The following is a 21,821-nucleotide window of genomic DNA, read 5'->3' as shown; positions in this document are numbered from 1 at the left end:
ATATATAAAATATCTGATAGCGAAAATCAAACAAGTAATCTGACTTATTGATATGAGCCTTCTATCAGATCATACGAGAGGGGACAGTTATTATGAATACTCAGAACAGCACAATTACAAAACTTGCAGAGACAGCTCTTATGGCTGCATTATGCTATGTATCCTTTACATTCTTGCAGATTAAGATTCCTGTACCGGGCGGTGATGCAACATCCATCCATATTGGAAATGCATTTTGCGTACTGGCAGCACTTCTGATCGGCGGTGTATACGGTGGATTATCCGGTGCCATCGGAATGGGAATTGCAGACCTGATGGATCCTGTGTATATCACAGGCGCACCAAAGACATTTGTACTGAAATTCTGTATTGGTCTGATCACAGGTCTGGTAGCACATAAGATTGCAAAGATCAATGAAAGCACAGATAAAAAATATGTTTTCAAATGGAGTGTGATCGCTTCTGTAGCAGGTCTTGCGTTTAATGTTGTGGCAGATCCGATCGTAGGATATTTCTACAAACAGTATATTCTCGGACAGCCTCAGGAACTGGCACAGGCACTTGCAAAAATGAGTGCTGTAGCCACATTATTCAATGCAGTAGTTTCTGTGATCCTGGTAGCAGTGATCTACAATGCAGTACGTCCGGTACTGATCAAGAGTCATCTGCTTACAGTTACCGGTAAGAAAAAAGAACAGGCAGCATAAAAAATGAAAAGCATTTCAGTTTTGCATCATACAGCAGACTGAAATGCTTTTTTGGTGTATAGAGTATTTATGAGAAGAAAAAATAAAAAGATGGGGTTGAAATAGGGAGGAATATATAGTATTGTAGGTGATATAACGCTTAGGGCGAGGACTGTCTTTGGACAGTCTCTTTTTATGAAGAAGGATGAGGAAAAAATTATGGAGAGGACAAAAGAAAGGTTATCGTTTCGTAAGAAGTTTATCGGTGACAGGAAGTTTTATATGATGGTTCTGGCTGTGGCTGTGCCGATTATGATTCAGAATGGAATTACAAATTTCGTAAGTCTGCTGGATAATATTATGATCGGACGGATCGGTACGGAGCAGATGTCAGGGGCTTCCATTGTGAATCAGCTGATTTTTGTTTATAATCTGTGTATTTTCGGAGGAGTATCCGGGGCAGGGATTTTTACAGCACAGTACTTTGGACAGAAGGATAATGAAGGAGTGCGGCAGACATTCAGGTACAAGTTATGGATGGCTGTGATCCTGACCATCGGGACGACTTTGCTGCTTCTGACGGTTGGAGAGAATCTAATCAGTATGTATCTGCAGGGGGATGGAACTGCGCAGCAGATTGCAGATACACTGAATTATGGAAAACAGTATCTGGATATTATGCTGTTGGGATTACCACCTTTTATGATGGTGCAGATTTATTCCAGTACTCTGCGAGAGTGCGGAGAGACGGTTCTTCCTATGAAAGCAGGAGTTGTGGCAATCTGTGTAAACCTGTTATTTAATTACCTGCTGATTTATGGTGTATTTTTCTTCCCGAGACTGGGCGTGAGAGGTGCGGCAATCGCAACTGTGTTGTCACGTTATGTGGAGGCTGCAATTGTAATCAGCTGGACACACAGGCATACGGAGAAGAATCCCTTTGCAAAAGGGTTGTATAGCACGCTTAAGGTTCCTGCAAATCTGACAAAGAAAATTCTGATCAAGGGAACTCCGCTGTTATTTAATGAGACTTTATGGGCTTCAGCTATGGCTATGCTGACACAGTGTTATTCGGTTCGAGGGCTGAATGTGGTTGCTTCCCTGAATATTTCCAATACTATCAACAATGTGTTTAATATTGTGTTTATTGCCCTGGGAGATTCCGTGGCAATCATTGTAGGACAGCTTCTGGGAGCGGGAGATATGAAGAAAGCGAGAGACACAGATAACAAGATGATTGCCTTCTCAGTAATGTGCTGTACAGGGGTCGCAATTGTCATGTTTATTATGGCTCCGCTGTTTCCAATGCTTTATAATACCAATCAGGAAGCCAGGGGGCTGGCGAAGTATCTGATTATGATCACTGCATTCTTTATGCCGCAGAATGCATTCCTGCATGCAACCTACTTTACCCTGCGTTCCGGTGGAAAGACCATCATTACGTTCCTGTTTGACAGTGTGTTTATCTGGTGCATCAGTGTGCCGATCGCCTTTGTACTGAGTCGTTATACAGGGATTCATGTGCTTGTGATTTATGCATGCGTACAGTTGGCAGATCTGATCAAATGTGTAATCGGATTTGCTCTGGTTAAGAAGGGGGTATGGCTGCAGAATATTGTATCATAATGATAAAACAGTCAATAACATTTGGCTTGACTAACCAATATACTATAGTGTATTATCAGAAAAAATATTTATATTCTCTTTGCACTGCATTACATTCAACAGAATGCGAGATCAACAGTACAAACTGAGCAGGCGATGCCCGAGGTGATTAAGGGCATGGGGCCGGGCCGCGTGAAGCGGCAACAGATATGAAAATTTTCAGACATATCTGTGGGACAGTGTATGTTCCGCAGGTGTGTCTTTTTGTTTTCAGAAGAATATAGGAGGTTTTGGTTATGGAACAGTCAAAAAAGTTAAACATGACATCAATGTCATCACAGAAAAACAGTAACATACAAACAGAAAAAGAAGAACCGGCATGGGAACATAAGGTGGCAATGAAGGTATCCGGTGTGAGTATTGCTGTAAACCTTTTACTTTCATTGTTTAAGCTGATCGCCGGAATTGTGGCGCATTCCGGTGCCATGATTTCAGATGCAATCCATTCAGCATCTGATGTGGGAAGTACATTTGTAGTAATTGTGGGCGTGAATTTATCCAGCAAAAAATCCGATAAAGAGCATCAGTATGGACATGAGCGGATGGAATGTGTATCTTCTATTATTTTGTCAGGCCTGCTTCTGGCAACCGGTTTCGGAATCGGCATGAGTGGTATCCAGAACATTATGAAAAGTACTTCAGGAAAGGATATCGCGATTCCGGGTACTCTGGCACTGGTTGCAGCAGTAGTTTCTATTGTAGTGAAGGAATGGATGTTCTGGTATACCAGAAGTGCTGCGAAGAAAATAAACTCTGGCGCACTGATGGCAGATGCATGGCATCATCGCTCAGATGCAATGTCCTCTGTTGGTGCATTTATCGGTATCCTTGGTGCAAGACTTGGATTCCCGATTCTTGATCCACTTGCCAGTGTGGCAATCTGTGTACTGATCGTGAAAGCATCGGTAGATATTTTCAGAGATGCTATTGATAAGATGGTTGACCATTCCTGCGATGAGGCAACAGAAGAGAGTATGAGAGAAGTGATCCTGGGAGTGAAAGGAGTGAAGGGTATCGACCTTCTCCAGACACGACTTTTCGGTTCCAAGATGTATGTAGACATTGAAATCTCAGCAGATGGAACGATTCCACTGAATGAGGCACATGACATTGCAGAAAATGTTCATCATAGTATAGAGAAGAATTTTAAAGACGTAAAACATTGTATGGTTCATGTGAATCCGGTGAATGAGTAATTTACTTCAAATAAGATATCCGTACTTAGCAGTTGTTCTGATTGCAAAATCTATCCTATGGAGTTACAATGACAATGCGGCAAAGTAAGTCAGACACAGGATAGATTAAGGAGGCTAGACAACAATGAATGAGGGAGAAGAAGTCAGAAAGTTTATTGCAGCGCATACCACCAAGAATATGAATAACTACCAGAAGCTTCGTGCCTGCTTTAACTATATTATGTGGTATACAAAATATACTCCCTGGAAACGCCCAACAGAGGCTGAATTTAAAACACAAACATGGGTATATAAATATGCCTTGGATATGTTTCAGACAAATCTTACCGGAAATTGCTATGGCGTATCCAGCTGTCTGGCAGCAGTTGCCAAAGAATTGGGCTATGAACCTTATGTGATCACTGCTTTGGAGGATCATGCTTTTGTTATGATCAATGGCCTTTATTATGACAATATGTATGGAACTCTGTTTGGATCACCTACCCATCCCTATTATCATTTAAGACAGAAAATCAAGTTTTAACAGATTTGATTTTGACAAAAAACGAAAGTGCTCGAAAGCCAGTAAATACAAGGCTTTCGAGCACTTTTTAAGAGCAGGGGATGAGAGAATCGAACTCCCACCAAAGGTTTTGGAGACCCCTATCATACCATTTGACCAATCCCCTATGAACTTATATGTAAATTTCGTTTACTGTTGCAATTATACATATAAAAGCAACGATTGTCAAGTCCATTGTACATTTATTATAAATATTTTTTGATGATGGATAGAAAAATGGAAATAAAAAATCCTGCTACAGAGCAGGAAAAGATAAAAGCGGAGATGGAGGGATTTGAACCCTCGCACCGGTTGCCCGGCCTGCCGCATTTCGAGTGCGGTCCCTTCAGCCTCTTGGGTACATCTCCATATTAAGATGAAAAACAGTTCCGCAGCGTAACCGGAACTGTTTTTCATTATATAAGGAATCTGCGAAAAGGTCAATTCTTTTTTTATTGACGAATTGGTTTTACTGTAATAAGATAATAACAAAATGCAGTTGTAAGGAAAGTAAACAGGTGATGATCATGACAGACAAAAAGAAAACAATTCTGGAAGCTGTGGATAAGCTGACAGATACTTACCGTAAGGAAGAACTTTTTCTGGGAGAAAACAGAAATCCTCTTCCCAATAAGAAAGAAATTATTGATTTTATTAAAGATATGAGATCCGTTATTTTTCCCGGATATTTCAGTGTGGATTCCAGTGCCAGTGTGTTTCCGGAACATTATGTGGCATATCGCCTGAATGATCTGTATGACTGCTTGCAGGAACAGATTAAGGTTGCATTTTTATATCAGGGCGAGCCCCTGCAGCAGGCAAAAGAACGGGCAGAGCAGATTACAGAGCGTTTTTTTGTAAGTGTACCGGATATCCAGTCCACGCTTCTTACTGATTTACAGGCAGGCTTTGATGGTGACCCTGCTGCAAAGAGCAAGGAGGAGATTATTTTCTCCTATCCTGGATTTTATGCAATCTATGTATACAGACTTGCCCATGTTCTCTATCTGGAGAATGTGCCGTTTATCCCCAGGATCATGTCAGAATATGCACATGGTTATACAGGAATTGATATTAATCCGGGTGCGACCATCGGAGAGTATTTCTTTATTGACCACGGAACAGGCGTTGTAATTGGTGAAACGACTGAAATCGGAAGGAATGTAAAGCTGTATCAGGGTGTGACACTTGGAGCACTTTCTACCCGCCAGGGACAATTGCTTGCCAATGTGAAGAGACATCCGACAATCAAGGATAATGTAACGATTTATTCAAATTCTTCTGTACTTGGTGGGGAGACCGTGATCGGAGAGAATACGATCATCGGAGGTAATACTTTTATTACAGAGTCTATTCCGGCAAATACCAAGGTCAGTGCCAAGAGTCCGGAGCTTGTGATCAAGAAACCCAGAAGTGCTGTGGAAGCTGCCAATGTATGGGATTGGGATAATTAGAATTGTAGCAGATGTCAATAAAATATAAAAAATACAAAAAAAATAAAAATAGTGTTGACAAATGCTTTTTCATAAGATATAATAAAGTCCGTTGATGCGTAAGAAATGTATCAACGGCACCAAAATGCGGGTGTAGTTCAATGGTAGAACACCAGCCTTCCAAGCTGGATACGTGGGTTCGATTCCCATCACCCGCTTATGCGATAGTGGCGTAGTTGGTAACGCGCGACCTTGCCAAGGTCGAGACCGCGGGTTCGAGCCCCGTCTATCGCTCTTAACTGAAAATGCGGGTGTAGTTCAATGGTAGAACACCAGCCTTCCAAGCTGGATACGTGGGTTCGATTCCCATCACCCGCTTACGCGATAGTGGCGTAGTTGGTAACGCGCGACCTTGCCAAGGTCGAGACCGCGGGTTCGAGCCCCGTCTATCGCTCTGAAAAAGCTCCGGAATTTTGTTCCGGAGCTTTTTTTTGAAGTTTATTTGATTTTTAAAATCTGTTTTGAGGTGGTGTCATAATCCATACTGAATGCTTCCTGTACCTGAATTGTTACATCACTCTCATCTTTCAGAGAAAATGCCTGACATACGGTTACAGTCTGTCCGGGCTGGATCTCCGCTGTGAAATGATCAATAGCATCATCGTTTGTCTCGGGGATGGCAGCATCACATACTTCACCATGCTGGTAGGCTTTCATGCTTACATCTACCATAGCACTGGAAGTACCGGATGCACGATTGGTATAATCATAGTAAATCATAACACAGGGATCTCCTGCAAAATCCTTGGTTACTGTGTGTTTTTTGTATTTTATAGTAAATTTGTCGGTGGTCAGATCCAGAGTATCGCTTTCGGAAGCTTCTGGTACAGAAGCTACATCAGATCCATCGGAGTTTCCCATGTTGTTGATGGAATTATTAACTTCTTCTTCAACATTTTTGAAATTCGCAGACATAATTTTGACAGTTTCATCATCCAAGGAAACAATTTTCCAGCCTTCGTTTGTTTTGATCACCGGATAAGTGATGTCTGCTTCAGAATATTCGTCCGTTTTACTTTCCTTTGCCTTTTCATTCAGAATAGTGGCAAGCTGTTTTTGAGTTTCTTCTTCTGTAAGCTTATTGCCTGCATAAGCACTGGAAACAATCTGACGGAGAAATTCAGTAATGGTTTCTTTGTAAATACTGGTACCGTCAATATATTTAATGTGGGCGGTAACAGAAGCAGTGCCATCCTGGAGTCTGAAACGGTTTCCTGTGATTTTATAGGTCATTTTTTTGTTGATGGCCGTAAAGAAATCTGTATATGCGGCGTTGCGGATGTCTGCATTATCCAGGGCTGAAAGATCACTGCTCTGAAGCATGGATTCCATTGTATTAAAATCCATTTTCTGCATACTGGACAGGAATTTTTCTGCTGCTTTTTTGGGCTGCTGGCGCTGATAAAAATAGAATCCTGCGCCTCCTGCAATTGCAAGAACCAGAATGATAATAAAAATAATCAGTCCAATATGGCTCTTTTTTGTGTTTTTACTCATAGTTCCTCCTGATATTAGGATGGGTTGCTGTTCTCAGTAACCCATGATTAATATATACGTAATTTCATTATAGCAGAAGAAGTTGACAATAGCAAATATCTTACCTATAATTACGGTAACCAATAATTAGCGTGAACAATAATTACAAAAGGTAAATCTGGCTGTGTGCAGGCAGATTATTTTATGGAGAGGAGTGGGATTATGAGGTATGAAGGAGCTTTTGTGTCGGAAGCAGATGGGCTGAGTATTTCCACAGCAGCTATGATTCCTGACCAGAAACCGTATAGAGCGATAGTACAGCTTGTTCATGGCATGAGTGAGCATAAAGAGAGATATTTTCCGTTTATGGAATATCTGGCAGGGCTTGGTTATCTTGTAGTGATCCATGACCACAGAGGACACGGCAAAAGTGTAAAAGCTGTGGAGGATCTGGGATATACTTATGGAGGGGGCGCTCAGGCGATGCTGCGGGATATTGGAACTGTAAACCGCAGACTGAAAGCAAAGTATCCGGATCTGCCGTTGATTCTTATGGGACATAGTATGGGTTCTCTTGCAGTCCGTGCCTTTGCGGCAAAACACGATAGCTGTATGGATATGTTGATTGTCTGTGGTTCACCAAGCTATAATGCGGCCTGGCCGTTAGGAGTAGCTATTGCAAAGACTGAGAAAGCATTATTTGGACCGCGCCACAGGAGCAAGCTGATCGAGACTCTATCTTTCGGAAGCGGTGTTTTGAAGTTTCGCAAGGACAAAAACTGTACTGCCTGGATTTGTTCAGATCCTCAGGTGGCCAGGGAATATGAGGATTCTCAACTTTGCGGCTTCACTTTTACAGATGATGGATATCTGGCCTTGTTTGAACTGATGAGGCGGGCATATGATGTGGAAGGTTTTTCCTGCACAAATCCGTCTATGCCGGTGCTGTTTATCAGCGGAGCAGAGGATCCCTGCCTGATAGATGTGAGGCATTTTGCCAAAACTGTAAGGGCAATGCGCAGGGCTGGATACAGGGATGTAAAGGGAAAGCTTTATCCGGGAATGCGTCATGAGATCCTCAATGAGATCAATAAGGAACAGGTTTACAGAGATATTGCAGCTTATATGCGTAAGAAAGGATTTTAAGGAGACTGATTATGGAAGAACAGAAAAATGAGAATCTGCCGGAGGAGGTTCAGGCAGAGAATTCAACAGAAGAGGATAACGGGGAACAGGAAAAGGCTTCCGGAAGACGGATGCTTCTCTGGGGACTGGCAGGAATCTATCTTCTGTATACGGGATTTAGTCTGTGCAAAGGCTTTATCAATGGTGAAGAAGGAAGTCAGATGGGATTTATGATTGCAGGAATTGCATTTCTGGCCATTGGAGCAGGACTTACTTTTGTAGCTGCCAGAAATGCATTAAAGTCTGGCAAGGTGAAAGAACTGAAGGAAGCAGGAGAAGCAGCTGGCAGAGCAGGTACAGAAGCTGCAGCAGGCGGAGAACTGAAATCAGAAGACAGACAACTGACAGATCGTTCTATGAGTATTGCCCAGAGAGCAAATCTGACTCAGAGGCTTGCAGATGAGGAGTCAGAGCCTGTGGCAGATAAGGAAAAGACAGAATGAAAATATTAATTACATTGTTGAAACCCTTTTCCTTTGCACCGGCCATTCTGCTGATGATTCTGATCTATTCTTTTTCAGCACAGACCGGAGATATTTCCGGTAATCTGAGCTATCAGATCAGTTATACTATTGTGGAGACCAAGAATGAAGTGCTGAATGAGGGAAAAGGCTATGAGGAACTGGCTTATGAGGCGGACGGCATCCATTATTATGTAAGGAAAGCAGCCCATATGACAGAATATTTCCTACTGGCTATTGCAATTTCCTTTCCTTTATATGTGTATGGTGTGAGAGGAATCTGGCTGATGATCCTTGCCGGTATTGTCTGCGTAGGTTTTGCGGGACTGGATGAATATCACCAGTCCTTTGTAGGCGGACGTACACCGGCTGTAAAGGATGTGTGTATTGACAGTACAGGAGCATTGATCGGAATCCTGTTAGTGCAGGCTTTTTGCTGGTCAGTGCTCAATAATCCCAATAAAAAGAAGAAAAAACGAAAAAAGTGTAAAAGAAAATAGTTTATGCCTGTACCCTGAAAAGGCTGTGGAGCCCGGCTTTTGTATGGCGGACAAAGATGTCCCGGATAGCCTGGATTTCGCCAAGGCCCTTCAGGGTACAGGTAACAGAATATCCCTCTTTTTCCAGGATGCTTTTCCAGGAATCCCTGTCCTCTCCGGACATATCATTGGTTGCATGATCTCCGGCAACAATCATAAAAGGTGCCAGATGAATATGCTCAGGATGAAGCTTTTTTAATTCATCAAGGAAGCTTTCAATGCAAAAATCTCCCTCTACAGTGCCCATATGCATATTGGAATGACCGAAATGTTTAAATAACTGATCCATCTCAGGGTAGAGTTCATTGGCAACATGTTCTGTTCCGTGTCCCATAAATAAGAGAACCTGGTCAGCTTCCGGATGATATTCCCGGACCATAGCCTGACAGACTTCTTCTTTATCCTGTTTTGAAATCATCAGAGAATCGCAGATAATGACAGAATCAAAATTTTCTTTATGGGACAGGACTTTTTCCTTCATGGCATCACTTTCAAATCCGGTGATCACATAGGTAGGCTGGACAACTACATTTCGGATTCCGTCAGCTTTCAGCTGGGCCATTGCCTCGTCAATATCCATGATATGGATTCCGTCCCGCTTTTGAAGCTTTGCGCGGATGCGGGGACTTGTCCATGCCCGGTATAACGGATATTCCGGAAATGCATGGTGCAGGTCAGCTTCAATCTGTTCAATCGTTTTCTTTCGTGTTTCCTCATAACTTGTACCGAAACTGATAACAAGAATTGCTGTTTTTTCAGATACCCCCATTTTAAATCTCCTTTAAATATATTGACAACTATTCTGTGGTCTGCTACGCTGTGAGATATTGAATAGCTGTGTATAGTTTTGCTGTTTTTTGTGAATTATAAGAAAAAATGTCATAATTACAGACAGTGTTTATATTATACAGGGAACAATGGGGAAACACAAGAAAAAGCTAAGAATACTGGAGGAAGGTGGACTTGGCGGTATTGTACTGGCAAAGCATGGCAGAAGCCGTGCGATCAATGCAGAGAATCCACATGGAGAAAAAGGAAAAGGCGGAATGGCAGCAAGTCATCTGGGACCGTCCAGAAAAGGAAGTCCCTGTCTGAATGATATTGAACCTGGTGAGACTGTGACCCTGGCAGAGATGGAGGGGCCAGGAGAGATCAATCATATCTGGATCACAGTAGATAATAAGACAACCGATGCCGACTGTTTTGTATTAAGAGACCTGGTTATCCGCATGTACTGGGATGATGAAGAGTATCCGTCTGTGGAAAGTCCTCTTGGAGATTTCTTCTGCTGTGGATTCGGAAGAGAATGTGCTGTGAATTCTGTACCTATGGCGGTAGTGCCAAACAGAGGATTCAACTGCTATTTTCCTATGCCATTTAAGAAAAAAGCGAAGATTACCCTGGAAAATCAGCATGCAAATAAAATCCCTGCATTTTTCTATCAGGTAGATTACTGTCTGTATGATGAACTTCCGGAGGATATTACTTATTTCCATGCACAGTGGAGAAGGGAACGTCTGACAGAGAAGCAGAAGGATTATACAATTCTTGACGGAGTAAAGGGAAAAGGACACTATGTAGGAACTTATATTGCACTTACTACCTTGGAACGTTACTGGTGGGGAGAAGGCGAAGTGAAATTCTACATTGACGGAGATGAGGAATATCCTACAATCTGCGGAACCGGTACAGAAGATTATTTCGGAGGCTCCTGGAGTTTTGCAAAGCAGGTGGACGGAAAAACTGTGGAACAGAATTACAATACACCATATTTGGGTTATCCATATTACTCTGCTCATGATGAACTGATTCATAACTTTTATCATAATGATGACTGCCCTCCAATGAGAGGCTTCTACCGCTGGCATATTCAGGATCCAATCTGTTTTGATGAGGATCTGCGTGTTACAATCCAGCAGATAGGGGTTGGATACAGAGGATTATTCGAGCGTCAGGATGATGTGGCAAGTGTTGCGTATTGGTATCAGACACATCCTCATGCACCGTTTGCACCATTAATGTCAAAGGAAGACAGATGGCCCAGATAAAACAGATGAGCTTATTGCTGCCCGGTATAAGGCGGCAGTAAGCTTTCATCTGTTTGCGGACAACAGGAGGTGTCTTCATGCAGAATCAACAACCATCAACTTTAAAGGAAATCCGTGTCCATGGTACTCAGAATTTTCCTTGTGCTTTTTATCAGACAGGCACAAAAACGAAAGGGAATATGGTGAAGCATCATTGGCATGAGGAAGTGGAGCTTCTGTACTTCTCAGGGGGAGAATTTTGCCTGGAAGTCAATATGGAGCGTTTTTATATTTCAGAGGAATGCTTTTATTTTATTAATCCCGGAGAACTTCACAGTATATCTGTTGAAAAGAATGGCGGGTGTGTGGAAAATGCATTGGTTTTCCATATGGATATGTTTAGTTCGGTATATTCACTGGATCAGATTCAGACTAACCTGATCCAGCCGGTCCAGATAGGCAGCATTCAGTTTCCCAGATGCCTGCGTAAGGAGGATTCGGCATTTGAACTGGTAAAAAAATCCTATAAAGAAATCAGAAATGTATTTGGCGGAGATTCTTTCCCTGATAATTATTATGACGGCGAGGCAGTTACTGACGATATTACCAGACAGCTATTTATCAAATCAGCATTGCTGCGGATTCTGGCAGTTCTGTCTGTGAATAATCTGTTTGAGGTAACGGAGAAGAACCATGACCACAGAATCGAGACGATCAAGACAACACTAACTTACATACAGGAAAATTATAAAGAGAAAATTTATATCCGCGATCTGGCAGGGCTGATCGGGATGAATGAGCAGTATTTCTGTAGATTTTTCAAGAAAGTAATCGGTCGTTCACCAATGGAATATGTGAATGAGTACAGGATAAAAAAAGCAATGCATTATCTGAAGGAATCAGATCTGACAGTTACGGAAATCTGTCTGGAATGTGGGTATAACAATTTTGGGAATTTTCTGAGAGAGTTCAGAAAATATACATCAACAACGCCGCTGCAATACCGCAAACGTTCTTTGGATGAAATAGAGAATACTGATAAATAGAATATGCAAAAGTTAAAATATCGTATTTTTATATCAAAATAGGATAAGACAGTTTCTGTGAATCCTGATAAAATCATGTTTATTGAAAAAGAGAACTTGGATAAAAATACAGGAGGATTTTTGCAATGACAAAGAAATGGTGGAATGAAAAGGTTGCTTATCAGATTTACCCGAAGAGTTTTTATGATACCAATGGTGATGGAATTGGAGATCTGAGAGGTGTTATTGAGAAACTGGACTATCTGAAGGATCTTGGAATTGATATTATCTGGCTTTCACCCTGCTATCGTTCACCGTTAGCTGATCAGGGATATGATATTTCCGATTATTATGATATTGACCCTCGATTTGGAACTATGGCAGATATGGATGAGCTGATCGCTGAGGCAAAGAAGAGGGATATGTATATTCTTATGGATCTGGTGGTAAACCATTGCTCAGATGAACATGAATGGTTTAAAAAGGCTTGTCAGGATCCGGATGGAAAATATGGAAACTTTTTTTATCTCCGTGATAAAAAAGAGGGAGAATTGCCTACGAACTGGAGATCCTATTTCGGAGGTTCAGTGTGGGAGGACCTGCCTGGAACCAATAAGCAGTATCTTCACGTATTTCATAAAAAACAGCCGGATCTGAACTGGGAGAACCCGGAGGTAAGAGAAGAGGTTTATAAAAACATTAACTGGTGGCTGGATAAAGGGTTGGGCGGTTTCCGCATTGATGCTATTATTAATATTAAGAAAGCCCTTCCACTCCATGATTATGAGCCTGACCGTGAGGATGGTCTGAGCAGTATCCATAATATGCTGGCTGAAGCGCAGGGAATCGGAGAATTTCTGGGAGAGATGCGTGACCGCACCTTCAAAAAATATGATGCTTTTTCAGTAGGCGAAGTTTTTAATGAGAAACCGGAGGAGATTCCTGATTTTATTGGAGACAACGGATATTTTTCCAGTATGTTTGACTTTGCAGAAACAATCTGTGGAGGCTCTGAGAAGGGATGGTATGACTGCAGACAGATCACACCGGATGAGTATAAAGCATGTTGCTTTGGCACGCAGAGAAAAATCGGGGATATTGGTTTTGTTTCCAATATTATTGAGAATCATGATGAACCCCGTGGTGTCAGCAGATATATCCCGGAGGGTGACTGCTGTGATGCAAGTAAGAAAATGCTTGGTGGTCTGAATTTTATGCTTCGCGGAATTCCCTTTATCTATCAGGGACAGGAGCTTGGAATGGAGAATGTGAAGTTTGAATCCATTGACCAGGTAGATGATATTTCCACATTAGATGAATATAAGGTTGCTTTAGATGCCGGATGTACACAGGATGAAGCTCTGAAGGTGGTTTCCAGATTCAGCCGTGATAATGCCAGAACCCCAATGCAGTGGACAGACGGTGAAAATGCTGGATTTACAACAGGTAAACCATGGCTGAGGGTAAATGAAAACTATAAAAAAATCAATGCTGAAAGCCAGATTAATGATCCGGATTCTGTAAGAAGCTTTTATAAGAAGCTGATCGCACTGCGCAAAAATCCGGAATATAAAGAAACTGTTGTATATGGCGCTCTGGAACCGGTATGGGAAGAGGTACATAACCTGATGGCCTATTATCGCAAAGGTGACAGAACCCTCCTTGTAGTGGGTAATTATCAGAAAGAACCACAGACAATCGAACTTGCAGGAGAATGTAAGAAAATTTTGATCAATAACTATGATCATGCAGCTATAGTTGGAAATAAGATAGAATTGCAGGGGTATCAGTTCCTTGTTCTTGAGATATAATATACTTTAGAATCTGCATCACAGGCATTTTACGGAAAATATAAATAAAAGAGAAGGAAAATTCAGTTTTGGCAGGAAAGCTGGATTTTCCTTCTCTTTTTATATTATATGAGGATACCATGTTGCTGGGAACGGAGTGAACAGTAACTAATATTGTGCAGACGGATTTCCTAATTGACAAGTCTTGTATGTGGGAGGTAAATATTGTATAGTATAAGTATTCGGATTTACAGGAAAATACGATTGGGTATGGCAGAGAGGGATAATGAGAAAAATACAGATTATTGTGAATAACGGAGCGGGAACCGGACAGGCACACAGGGTATGGAATGAAACTCAGTATTTGCTTCGGGGGTACAAAATAAAATATGCCGCTTATATGACAAAATATCGGGGACATGCTACAAAACTGGCAGAGCGTATTTCATCAATGAAAGGTGAGGAGCCGGTTTACCTGCTGGTGGTAGGGGGAGATGGCACGATTAATGAAGTCCTGAACGGTATTACAGATTTTGAAAAAGTGCGTCTTGGGGTGATTCCCACAGGTTCGGGAAATGATTTTGGCAGAAATCTAAATCTGCCCAAAACACCAAAGGAGAGCCTGAAGGAAATATGTGCCTGTATCAAAAAGGATCAGAGAGGGGAAGAGCTCCTCAGGATAGATTTGGGGCAGGTAAGCTGGGAAGGCTGTAAGAAGCCACGGATTTTTGGAATCAGTTCCGGCCTTGGGCTGGATGCCCTTGTGTGCAAAAAAGCACTTCATTCCAGACTGAAACAGGTTTTGAACCGTTTCCATCTGGGTAAGCTTACATATCTTGCATTAACAGTGCAGTCTCTTTTTACCATGGAAACGGCAAATGGAAAAGTGATTACAGAACATGGGGGATTTATTCTGCCTGGGATGATCTTTGCAGCAGCTATGAATCTTCCTGCTGAAGGTGGAGGTGTTCCCATGGCACCTCATGCATCGCCGCAGGATGGTCTGCTCTCGCTTAGCAGTGCATCCGGAATCGCCAAATGGCAGACTTTTTTCCTGCTTCCATTTCTGGTTGCGGCAAAACAGGAGCGTATTAATGGATTTAATATTAGAGACGAAAAAGCGTTCCGGCTGATTCTGGACAAACCGATGGTACTCCATGCAGATGGAGAGTACTGCGCAAATGTGACGAGAGTGGAATTCCGGTGTTTGGAGAAGAAGCTGTGGCTGCTGCATGAATAAGCGGTATTACGAAAGTACAGTTGAGTATAAAAGCCAGAAATGCTATAATGCAGTGAAATATGCAAAACAGTAGAGAAAATAAAGAATATGGGAGTGTGGAAAATGAGTTACGCAGATGATGTATTTATAAAAATGTGCCAGGATATCCTGGAAAACGGGACAAGTACTGAGGGAGAAAAGGTACGTCCGGTCTGGGAGGATGGGACTCCGGCATATACGATCAAGAAATTTGGGGTGGTAAACCTATATGATCTGAGAAAGGAATTTCCGGCAATGACGCTCAGACGTACAGCCTTAAAGAGTGCTATGGATGAAATCCTCTGGATCTGGCAGAAGAAATCCAATAATATCCATGATCTTAACAGCCATATCTGGGACAGCTGGGCAGATGAGAAGGGTTCCATTGGTAAGGCTTATGGATACCAGCTTGGTGTGAAGCATCAGTATAAGGAAGGCATGATGGATCAGGTGGACAGGGTGATTTATGATCTGAAGAATAATCCCTTCAGCCGCAGGATCATGACAAATATTTATGTGCATCAGGATCTCCATGAAATGAATCTGTACCCCTGTGCATATTCTATGACCTTTAATGTGACACAGACACCGGGGAGCGATAAGCTGACTTTGAATGCAATCCTCAATCAGCGTTCCCAGGATATTCTTACAGCAAATAACTGGAATGTATGCCAGTATGCCCTTCTGCTTATGATGATGGCTCAGGTATGTGATATGGAGGCAGGAGAATTGCTTCATGTGGTGGCTGACTGTCATATTTATGACCGCCATATTCCGTTAGTAAAGGATATGATCCAGAGAAAACCGTACCCTGCACCTATTGTGAAACTGAATCCGGAAGTGAAGGATTTCTATCAGTTTACAACAGATGACCTGATCGTGGAGAATTATGAAACATGGCCGCAGATTAAAAATATTCCGGTGGCCATCTGATAAATTAAGAGAGGAAAAAATAAAATGAATGTTATCGTAGCAGCAGATAAGAACTGGGGAATTGGCAAGGATAATAAACTTCTTGTAAGTATCCCGGCAGATATGAAGATGTTTCGTGAAGAAACCAGTGGAAAAGTAGTCGTTATGGGAAGGAAAACTCTGGAAAGCTTTCCAAATGGACTGCCACTGAAAAACAGAACTAACATTGTGATCACCAAAAATAAAGACTATGATGCCAAAGGTGCGATCGTAGTACACAGCATTGAAGAAGCACTGGAAGAGGTTAAGAAATATCCTTCAGAGGATGTTTACTGCATCGGCGGTGACAGCGTATATACACAGATGCTTCCATACTGCGATGTAGCCCATGTGACAAAAATTGATTTTGTTTATGAGGCAGACAGTCATTTTCCGGATCTGGATGAAGATGAGGAATGGGAGATCACAGCAGAAAGCGATGAGCAGACTTATTTTGACCTGGAATATCAGTTCGTGAAATACGAGAGGAAAAAATAGAAGAAACAAAGCAGAACTGGAAAAACCAGTGATGTAAAAGAAAAAATATCCCGTAGAATGTGTTCAAACTAATTCTGCGGGATATTTTTGTAATAGTTAACTGTTCGGCAGTCAGCTGTTATTTATTCAATAACTTTCAGCCATCCTTCCGGTGCCTGGATGCGGCCCATCTGGATACCTGTTAATGTGTCGTAGAGCTTCTGGATAACCGGACCCATTTTCTCCATTCCGCTTGGGAAGCAGATTTCCTTACCGTGGTCAACAATCTTTCCGACAGGAGAGATAACTGCAGCAGTACCGCAGAGACCACATTCAGCGAAATCCTTTACTTCATCGAAGTATACTTCTCTTTCTTCAGCTTCTAATCCAAGGTATTCCTTGGCAACATAGATTAAGGAACGACGTGTGATAGAAGGAAGGATACTGTTGGACTTCGGTGTGACAACTTTACCGTCTTTTGTAACGAAGATAAAGTTAGCACCGCCTGTTTCTTCTACTTTAGTACGTGTAGCTGCATCAAGATACATGTTCTCATCGAATCCGTTCTTGTGAGCATCTACGATTGCATGTAAGCTCATTGCATAGTTAAGACCTGCTTTGATATGACCTGTTCCGTGAGGTGCAGCACGGTCAAAATCGCTGACACGGATTGTGATCGGTTTAGCGCCGCCTTTGAAGTATGGTCCTACAGGTGTAGTGAATACACGGAACATATATTCGTCAGCTGGCTTCACACCGATAACAGGGTTGGTACCCATCATGTAAGGACGGACATACAGAGTAGCTCCTGAGCCATATGGCGGAACATATGCTGCATTTGCTTTTATTGTCTGTACGATGGCATCAACGAAACGGTCTTCCGGGAATACCGGCATTTCAAGCCTTTTTGCTGAATTTGCCATACGCTCTGCGTTTAAATCCGGACGGAAAGTAACAATATGTCCGTCTTCTGTTGTGTAAGCCTTCATTCCCTCGAAAACAGTCTGTGCATACTGGAATACACCGGCACACTCATTTAATGTTACGTTAGGATCTGTAGTAAGTTCACCTGCATCCCATGCACCGTCTTTGAATTTAGATACATAACGATAATCGGTCTGTACATAACCGAAGCCTAAGCTGCCCCAGTCCATATTCTTTTTTTCCATAATATCAATTCCTCCGTTCACATTCATTACTTTGTGTAATTTATCTCTTTACCATTGTAAAACTTTTGACTGCTAACTTCAATGGGGAATTTGATTTTTTGGATTTTTTTTGTTCCTGTTTGTACTTTGCTTTCCCGCGTGTTGCTTTTTAGACAGGATTTCGCTATAATAAATAGCAGAAATATGGGAGGAAAAAATGAGTAATCAAAATTTGAATCAATTTGGAGAGTTAGGGGACAGACTTAAAACTATCATTGATGACGGCGTAAACTCCCAGGACTATCAGAAAATGACAAAAGAAATAAAAAATACAGTAAATGATGCAGTAAATCTGGCAGTGAATACAGCAGTAGAGACCGGAAGCACAGCCATTAAAAATGGCCTGGATAATGTGTTTGGAAATGGAAATACCAACGCCGGGATGCAGAAAGAACAGCAGAAGACCAGAACACAAGCTTTTGAGGAAAAGCGAGAGCAGGAGCGTGCGGCACAGGATGCTGCCAGATCTCAGGCAGATGGGAAAAAGGAAATGCCTGCTCTTTATGAGAAAATGACAGGTGTCCGTGTGAAGGGGCTGCTTATGTCTGTTACAGGAGGAATCCTGGCCAGTGGAATGGGACTGGGATGTCTGGTTTTGGGAATTTTCGGTACAGTAGCGAAAATGAATTCCATAGTAGCCGGCGGTATTGGCTTTCTGGCAGCAGGAGCTGTTATCGGCGGTGGCTTTCTGGCAGCAGGCGTAAGCAGACTGGGAAGTCTGAACCGTTTTCAGAGATATCAGCAGATACTGGGAGATCATACCTATTCTAATTTTGAACAGTTATCCATTGCTGTGGACAAACCCGTGGATTTTGTAAAGAAAGATATCAAAAAAATGATAGCCAGAGGCTGGTTTCGCCAGGGACATATTGATAATCAGGAAACATGCCTGATCACAAGTAATGAGACATACAGACAGTATACAGTCACACAGAATGCACTGGAGCAGAGAACACAGGAAGAACAGAAAAAGCAGGCAGAGGCAGACAGGCTCAGGCAGAATACTGCTCCTGAGGTACAGGAGATTCTGGATAAGGGGAATGATTATCTGAAAAAGCTGGGAGAATGCAATGATGCAATTCCCGGTGAGATGATATCAGCCAAGATTTCCAGAATGGAGCTGATCGTGAAACGTATTCTGGAGCGTGCCCAGGAGCATCCGGAGATAGTGCCGGATCTGAAAAAAATGATGTCCTATTATCTGCCAATTACAGTGAAGCTTTTGAATGCATATGCAGATATGGATAAGCAGCCGGTGCAGGGAGAAAATATTCAAAATTCCAAAAAGGAAATTGAAGAATCTCTGGATACCTTAAACCTGGCTTTTGAAAAACTGCTGGATTCTATTTTTGAGGATACAGCTATGGATGTATCCAGTGACATTTCTGTATTACACACTCTATTGGCACAGGAAGGGCTGACAGAGGATGATTTCAACCGTATGAAGAAGCAATAACAGCAAAAGCATAATAGAAAAGGAGAGAACTTATGGGAAACGAAATGCAGGATTTTGAAAAAGCAAATTTAGTATTGGAACCAACAGAGGCACCAACCTTAACATTGGATCCTGATCTGGGAGAAACAGAACCGACAGCCGTTTCCGTGCCGGAGCCTGAAAAAAAGCAGGAAGTAAAAGCAAAAATGCCGGTCCTCTCTCCGGAAGAGCAGAAAATGGTAGATGATTTTGCTGCTAAGATCGATATTACCAACACAAACCAGATTCTTCAGTATGGAGCCGGAACCCAGAAGAAAATGGCTGATTTTTCAGATGCAGCTCTGGAAAATGTAAAGACTCAGGATCTGGGCGAGGTTGGGGATCTGATTTCAAGCGTAGTTGGAGAATTAAAGGATTTCAGCGCTGAGGAGGAAAATAAGGGCTTTTTTGGATTTTTCCGCAAACAGACCTCCAAGATTGAGAATCTGAAGAACAAATATGACAAAGCCGAGATAAGTGTGGGCAAAATAACAGATGCCCTTCAGGAGCATCAGGTACGCCTTCTGAAGGATTCTGCAATGCTGGATAAAATGTATGACCAGAACCTGAGCTACTTTAAAGAACTGACCATGTATATTGCAGCTGGAAACCAGAAGCTGGAGGCAACCAGAAATGGTGAACTGGCAGAACTGAAGAATAAAGCAGCTTTATCAGGACAGCCGGAAGATGCCCAGGCAGTCAGGGATATGGAGGAAAAATGCAATCGTTTTGAAAAGAAGCTTCATGATCTGGAACTTACCCGGACCATCGCTATGCAGACTGCTCCTCAGATCCGTCTGATTCAGAATAATGACACAAGTATGGTAGAGAAAATCCAGACAACGATTGTGAATACCATTCCTCTCTGGAAAAGCCAGATGGTCCTTGCACTGGGAATTGCTCATTCCACAGAAGCGGCTCAGGCTCAGCGTCAGGTAACGGATCTGACCAATGAGCTTCTGAGAAAAAATGCAGAAACCCTTCATACAGCCACTGTAGAGACAGCCAGGGAATCTGAGCGTGGTATCGTAGATATTGAAACTTTGCAGAAAACCAATGCAGATTTAATACAGACTCTGGACGAGGTGATCCGTATTCAGCAGGAAGGCCATGAGAAACGGAAGGCTGCTGAGGCAGAGATGCGTCGTATGGAAAATGAGCTGAAGGACAAACTGCTGGAAATCCGAAAATAATGTAACTGTTTGAAAGCCGGAGGATGTTGCCTGATAAGGGCAATGTCAGATATAAAAAGAAAAAGAGGTTATTTTCATGTATAGAGACCACACTAAAGTAATTCAGATAGGAAACAGAAAAATCGGCGGCGGGAATCCCATACTTATCCAGTCCATGACCAATACAAAGACCGAAGATGTAGATGCCACTGTCAGTCAGATTTTATCCCTGGAACAGGCAGGCTGTGATATTATCCGCTGCGCAGTGCCGACTATGGAAGCGGCCAGGGCTCTGGGAGAAATCAAAAAACAGATACACATTCCGCTGGTAGCAGATATTCATTTTGATTACCGTCTGGCCATTGCAGCTATGGAAAATGATGCAGATAAAATACGTATTAACCCCGGTAATATTGGAAGCACTGACAGGATCAAGGCAGTAGTGGATACAGCAAAGGAACGTAATATTCCTATCCGTGTAGGGGTAAATAGTGGTTCCCTGGAAAAGGAGCTGGTAGAGAAATATCATGGTGTTACAGCAGAGGGGCTGGTGGAAAGTGCCTTGGATAAAGTACACATTATTGAAGAACTGGGTTATGATAATCTGGTGATCAGTATCAAATCTTCTGACGTTCTCATGTGTGCCAGGGCTCATGAGCTGATCGCACAGCAGACAGATTATCCTCTTCATGTAGGAATTACAGAAGCAGGAACTCTATATTCAGGAAATATTAAATCAGCTGTGGGACTGGGGATTATTCTGTATCAGGGAATAGGAGATACCATTCGTGTATCTTTGACAGGAGCGCCTCTGGAGGAAATTAAATCTGCAAAGAGAATCCTGAAAACCCTTGGACTGCGTAAAGGCGGGGTAGAGGTAGTTTCCTGTCCGACCTGTGGCAGAACTCAGATTGATCTGATTGGTCTTGCAAATCAGGTAGAGACTATGGTACAGGATATTCCGTTGGATATTAAGGTGGCTGTAATGGGGTGTGTGGTAAATGGCCCTGGGGAAGCCAGAGAAGCTGATATCGGTATTGCCGGCGGTGTAGGAGTTGGCCTGTTGATCAAGGGCGGCGAGATCATAAAGAAGGTTCCTGAAGATCAGCTGCTTGAAACATTGCGTCAGGAGCTTCTGAACTGGCAGAAATAACGGAAAGACAGGAATGGTTTTTCAGACAGGGTTTTTTGGCTGAA

The 21,821-nt window shown here is 42.4% G+C and carries 20 protein-coding genes, 6 tRNA genes and 1 riboswitch; of the genes, 21 read left to right on the top strand and 5 right to left on the bottom strand.

Going from position 1 to position 21,821, the window contains the following annotated elements; genetic code table 11:
- Positions 1 to 92: 92 nt before the first annotated feature.
- From ACTNDS_RS08220 to ACTNDS_RS08205, 4 genes are all read left to right on the top strand, one after another.
- On the top strand, positions 93 to 707 hold the full coding sequence (locus tag ACTNDS_RS08220; protein ID WP_008705795.1) for an ECF transporter S component: 615 nt from the start codon (positions 93 to 95) through the stop codon (positions 705 to 707).
- Between the two features lie 198 nt (positions 708 to 905).
- Positions 906 to 2,312 carry an MATE family efflux transporter gene (locus ACTNDS_RS08215; RefSeq protein ID WP_441034943.1) on the top strand — a complete coding sequence of 469 codons (1,407 nt, stop codon included), beginning with the start codon at positions 906 to 908 and terminating at the stop codon, positions 2,310 to 2,312.
- Between the two features lie 114 nt (positions 2,313 to 2,426).
- Positions 2,427 to 2,533: riboswitch (NiCo riboswitch) on the top strand.
- Between the two features lie 87 nt (positions 2,534 to 2,620).
- A complete protein-coding gene (locus ACTNDS_RS08210) occupies positions 2,621 to 3,547 on the top strand; it encodes a cation diffusion facilitator family transporter (RefSeq protein ID WP_441034971.1) in 927 nt (308 codons plus the stop codon).
- A gap of 124 nt (positions 3,548 to 3,671) precedes the next feature.
- A complete protein-coding gene (locus ACTNDS_RS08205; RefSeq protein WP_441034941.1) occupies positions 3,672 to 4,070 on the top strand; it encodes a hypothetical protein in 399 nt (132 codons plus the stop codon).
- A gap of 74 nt (positions 4,071 to 4,144) precedes the next feature.
- Here ACTNDS_RS08205 and ACTNDS_RS08200 read toward each other — a convergent pair.
- Positions 4,145 to 4,215: transfer RNA gene (locus ACTNDS_RS08200), tRNA-Trp, on the bottom strand.
- Positions 4,216 to 4,368: 153 nt separating this feature from the next.
- A tRNA-Ser gene (locus ACTNDS_RS08195) sits at positions 4,369 to 4,456 on the bottom strand.
- A gap of 159 nt (positions 4,457 to 4,615) precedes the next feature.
- Here ACTNDS_RS08195 and epsC point away from each other — a divergent pair.
- The 5 genes from epsC to ACTNDS_RS08170 all read left to right on the top strand — a co-directional run bounded on the left by epsC (position 4,616) and on the right by ACTNDS_RS08170 (position 5,975).
- Positions 4,616 to 5,542, top strand: coding sequence for a serine O-acetyltransferase EpsC (gene epsC / locus ACTNDS_RS08190; RefSeq protein WP_044997148.1), 927 nt, complete (start codon positions 4,616 to 4,618; stop codon positions 5,540 to 5,542).
- A 126-nt stretch (positions 5,543 to 5,668) separates the two neighbouring features.
- Positions 5,669 to 5,739, top strand: a tRNA-Gly gene (locus tag ACTNDS_RS08185).
- Between the two features lie 3 nt (positions 5,740 to 5,742).
- Positions 5,743 to 5,815, top strand: a tRNA-Gly gene (locus ACTNDS_RS08180).
- A gap of 13 nt (positions 5,816 to 5,828) precedes the next feature.
- A tRNA-Gly gene (locus ACTNDS_RS08175) sits at positions 5,829 to 5,899 on the top strand.
- Positions 5,900 to 5,902: 3 nt separating this feature from the next.
- Positions 5,903 to 5,975: transfer RNA gene (locus ACTNDS_RS08170), tRNA-Gly, on the top strand.
- A gap of 44 nt (positions 5,976 to 6,019) precedes the next feature.
- Here ACTNDS_RS08170 and ACTNDS_RS08165 read toward each other — a convergent pair.
- Positions 6,020 to 7,078: a DUF5067 domain-containing protein gene (locus ACTNDS_RS08165; protein ID WP_441034939.1), complete on the bottom strand. Its 1,059-nt coding sequence runs from the start codon at positions 7,076 to 7,078 to the stop codon at positions 6,020 to 6,022.
- A 201-nt stretch (positions 7,079 to 7,279) separates the two neighbouring features.
- Between ACTNDS_RS08165 and ACTNDS_RS08160 the strand changes: the two genes are divergently transcribed.
- From ACTNDS_RS08160 to ACTNDS_RS08150, 3 genes are read left to right on the top strand one after another with little or no spacing between them, the layout of a single operon-like run.
- Positions 7,280 to 8,203 (top strand): alpha/beta fold hydrolase, encoded by a 924-nt coding sequence (locus tag ACTNDS_RS08160; RefSeq protein ID WP_441034937.1) that lies wholly within the window; start codon positions 7,280 to 7,282, stop codon positions 8,201 to 8,203.
- A gap of 11 nt (positions 8,204 to 8,214) precedes the next feature.
- Positions 8,215 to 8,685 (top strand): hypothetical protein, encoded by a 471-nt coding sequence (locus tag ACTNDS_RS08155; RefSeq protein ID WP_441034936.1) that lies wholly within the window; start codon positions 8,215 to 8,217, stop codon positions 8,683 to 8,685.
- On the top strand, positions 8,682 to 9,203 hold the full coding sequence (locus ACTNDS_RS08150; protein ID WP_303243212.1) for a VanZ family protein: 522 nt from the start codon (positions 8,682 to 8,684) through the stop codon (positions 9,201 to 9,203). The genes ACTNDS_RS08155 and ACTNDS_RS08150 overlap by 4 nt, the downstream gene beginning before the upstream one ends.
- A gap of 1 nt (position 9,204) precedes the next feature.
- On the opposite strand, the gene ACTNDS_RS08145 is transcribed toward ACTNDS_RS08150, so the two are convergent.
- Positions 9,205 to 10,011, bottom strand: a complete 807-nt coding sequence (locus ACTNDS_RS08145; RefSeq protein ID WP_303243213.1) for a sirohydrochlorin cobaltochelatase — start codon at positions 10,009 to 10,011, stop codon at positions 9,205 to 9,207.
- A 148-nt stretch (positions 10,012 to 10,159) separates the two neighbouring features.
- On the opposite strand from ACTNDS_RS08145, the gene ACTNDS_RS08140 reads away from it, so the two are divergent.
- The 6 genes from ACTNDS_RS08140 to ACTNDS_RS08115 all read left to right on the top strand — a co-directional run bounded on the left by ACTNDS_RS08140 (position 10,160) and on the right by ACTNDS_RS08115 (position 16,791).
- Positions 10,160 to 11,290 carry a glycoside hydrolase family 172 protein gene (locus ACTNDS_RS08140; protein ID WP_441034934.1) on the top strand — a complete coding sequence of 377 codons (1,131 nt, stop codon included), beginning with the start codon at positions 10,160 to 10,162 and terminating at the stop codon, positions 11,288 to 11,290.
- A gap of 77 nt (positions 11,291 to 11,367) precedes the next feature.
- Positions 11,368 to 12,315, top strand: coding sequence for an AraC family transcriptional regulator (locus tag ACTNDS_RS08135; protein WP_441034933.1), 948 nt, complete (start codon positions 11,368 to 11,370; stop codon positions 12,313 to 12,315).
- Positions 12,316 to 12,440: 125 nt separating this feature from the next.
- A complete protein-coding gene (locus ACTNDS_RS08130; protein WP_441034931.1) occupies positions 12,441 to 14,105 on the top strand; it encodes an alpha-glucosidase in 1,665 nt (554 codons plus the stop codon).
- 265 nt (positions 14,106 to 14,370) lie between these two features.
- On the top strand, positions 14,371 to 15,324 hold the full coding sequence (locus ACTNDS_RS08125; RefSeq protein WP_441034929.1) for a diacylglycerol/lipid kinase family protein: 954 nt from the start codon (positions 14,371 to 14,373) through the stop codon (positions 15,322 to 15,324).
- A 102-nt stretch (positions 15,325 to 15,426) separates the two neighbouring features.
- Positions 15,427 to 16,275, top strand: a complete 849-nt coding sequence (gene thyA, locus ACTNDS_RS08120) for a thymidylate synthase (protein ID WP_441034927.1) — start codon at positions 15,427 to 15,429, stop codon at positions 16,273 to 16,275.
- A gap of 24 nt (positions 16,276 to 16,299) precedes the next feature.
- The gene (locus ACTNDS_RS08115) at positions 16,300 to 16,791 is read left to right on the top strand and encodes a dihydrofolate reductase (RefSeq protein ID WP_441034925.1); all 492 of its coding nucleotides are present in this window, start codon (positions 16,300 to 16,302) and stop codon (positions 16,789 to 16,791) included.
- Between the two features lie 122 nt (positions 16,792 to 16,913).
- On the opposite strand, the gene ACTNDS_RS08110 is transcribed toward ACTNDS_RS08115, so the two are convergent.
- Positions 16,914 to 17,939: a branched-chain amino acid aminotransferase gene (locus ACTNDS_RS08110; RefSeq protein WP_026076903.1), complete on the bottom strand. Its 1,026-nt coding sequence runs from the start codon at positions 17,937 to 17,939 to the stop codon at positions 16,914 to 16,916.
- 196 nt (positions 17,940 to 18,135) lie between these two features.
- On the opposite strand from ACTNDS_RS08110, the gene ACTNDS_RS08105 reads away from it, so the two are divergent.
- The 3 genes from ACTNDS_RS08105 to ispG all read left to right on the top strand — a co-directional run bounded on the left by ACTNDS_RS08105 (position 18,136) and on the right by ispG (position 21,777).
- The gene (locus ACTNDS_RS08105; RefSeq protein ID WP_441034923.1) at positions 18,136 to 19,434 is read left to right on the top strand and encodes a 5-bromo-4-chloroindolyl phosphate hydrolysis family protein; all 1,299 of its coding nucleotides are present in this window, start codon (positions 18,136 to 18,138) and stop codon (positions 19,432 to 19,434) included.
- 32 nt (positions 19,435 to 19,466) lie between these two features.
- The gene (locus tag ACTNDS_RS08100; protein ID WP_441034922.1) at positions 19,467 to 20,645 is read left to right on the top strand and encodes a toxic anion resistance protein; all 1,179 of its coding nucleotides are present in this window, start codon (positions 19,467 to 19,469) and stop codon (positions 20,643 to 20,645) included.
- Positions 20,646 to 20,721: 76 nt separating this feature from the next.
- Positions 20,722 to 21,777 (top strand): flavodoxin-dependent (E)-4-hydroxy-3-methylbut-2-enyl-diphosphate synthase, encoded by a 1,056-nt coding sequence (gene ispG / locus ACTNDS_RS08095; protein WP_441034920.1) that lies wholly within the window; start codon positions 20,722 to 20,724, stop codon positions 21,775 to 21,777.
- Positions 21,778 to 21,821 lie beyond the last annotated feature (44 nt).

It is taken from the genome of Blautia sp. HCP3S3_C12 (assembly GCF_052064155.1).
Classification (GTDB): domain Bacteria; phylum Bacillota; class Clostridia; order Lachnospirales; family Lachnospiraceae; genus Blautia_A.
Note: the sequence above shows the minus strand (reverse complement) of the source record. Positions and strands in the feature narration are given on the sequence as shown.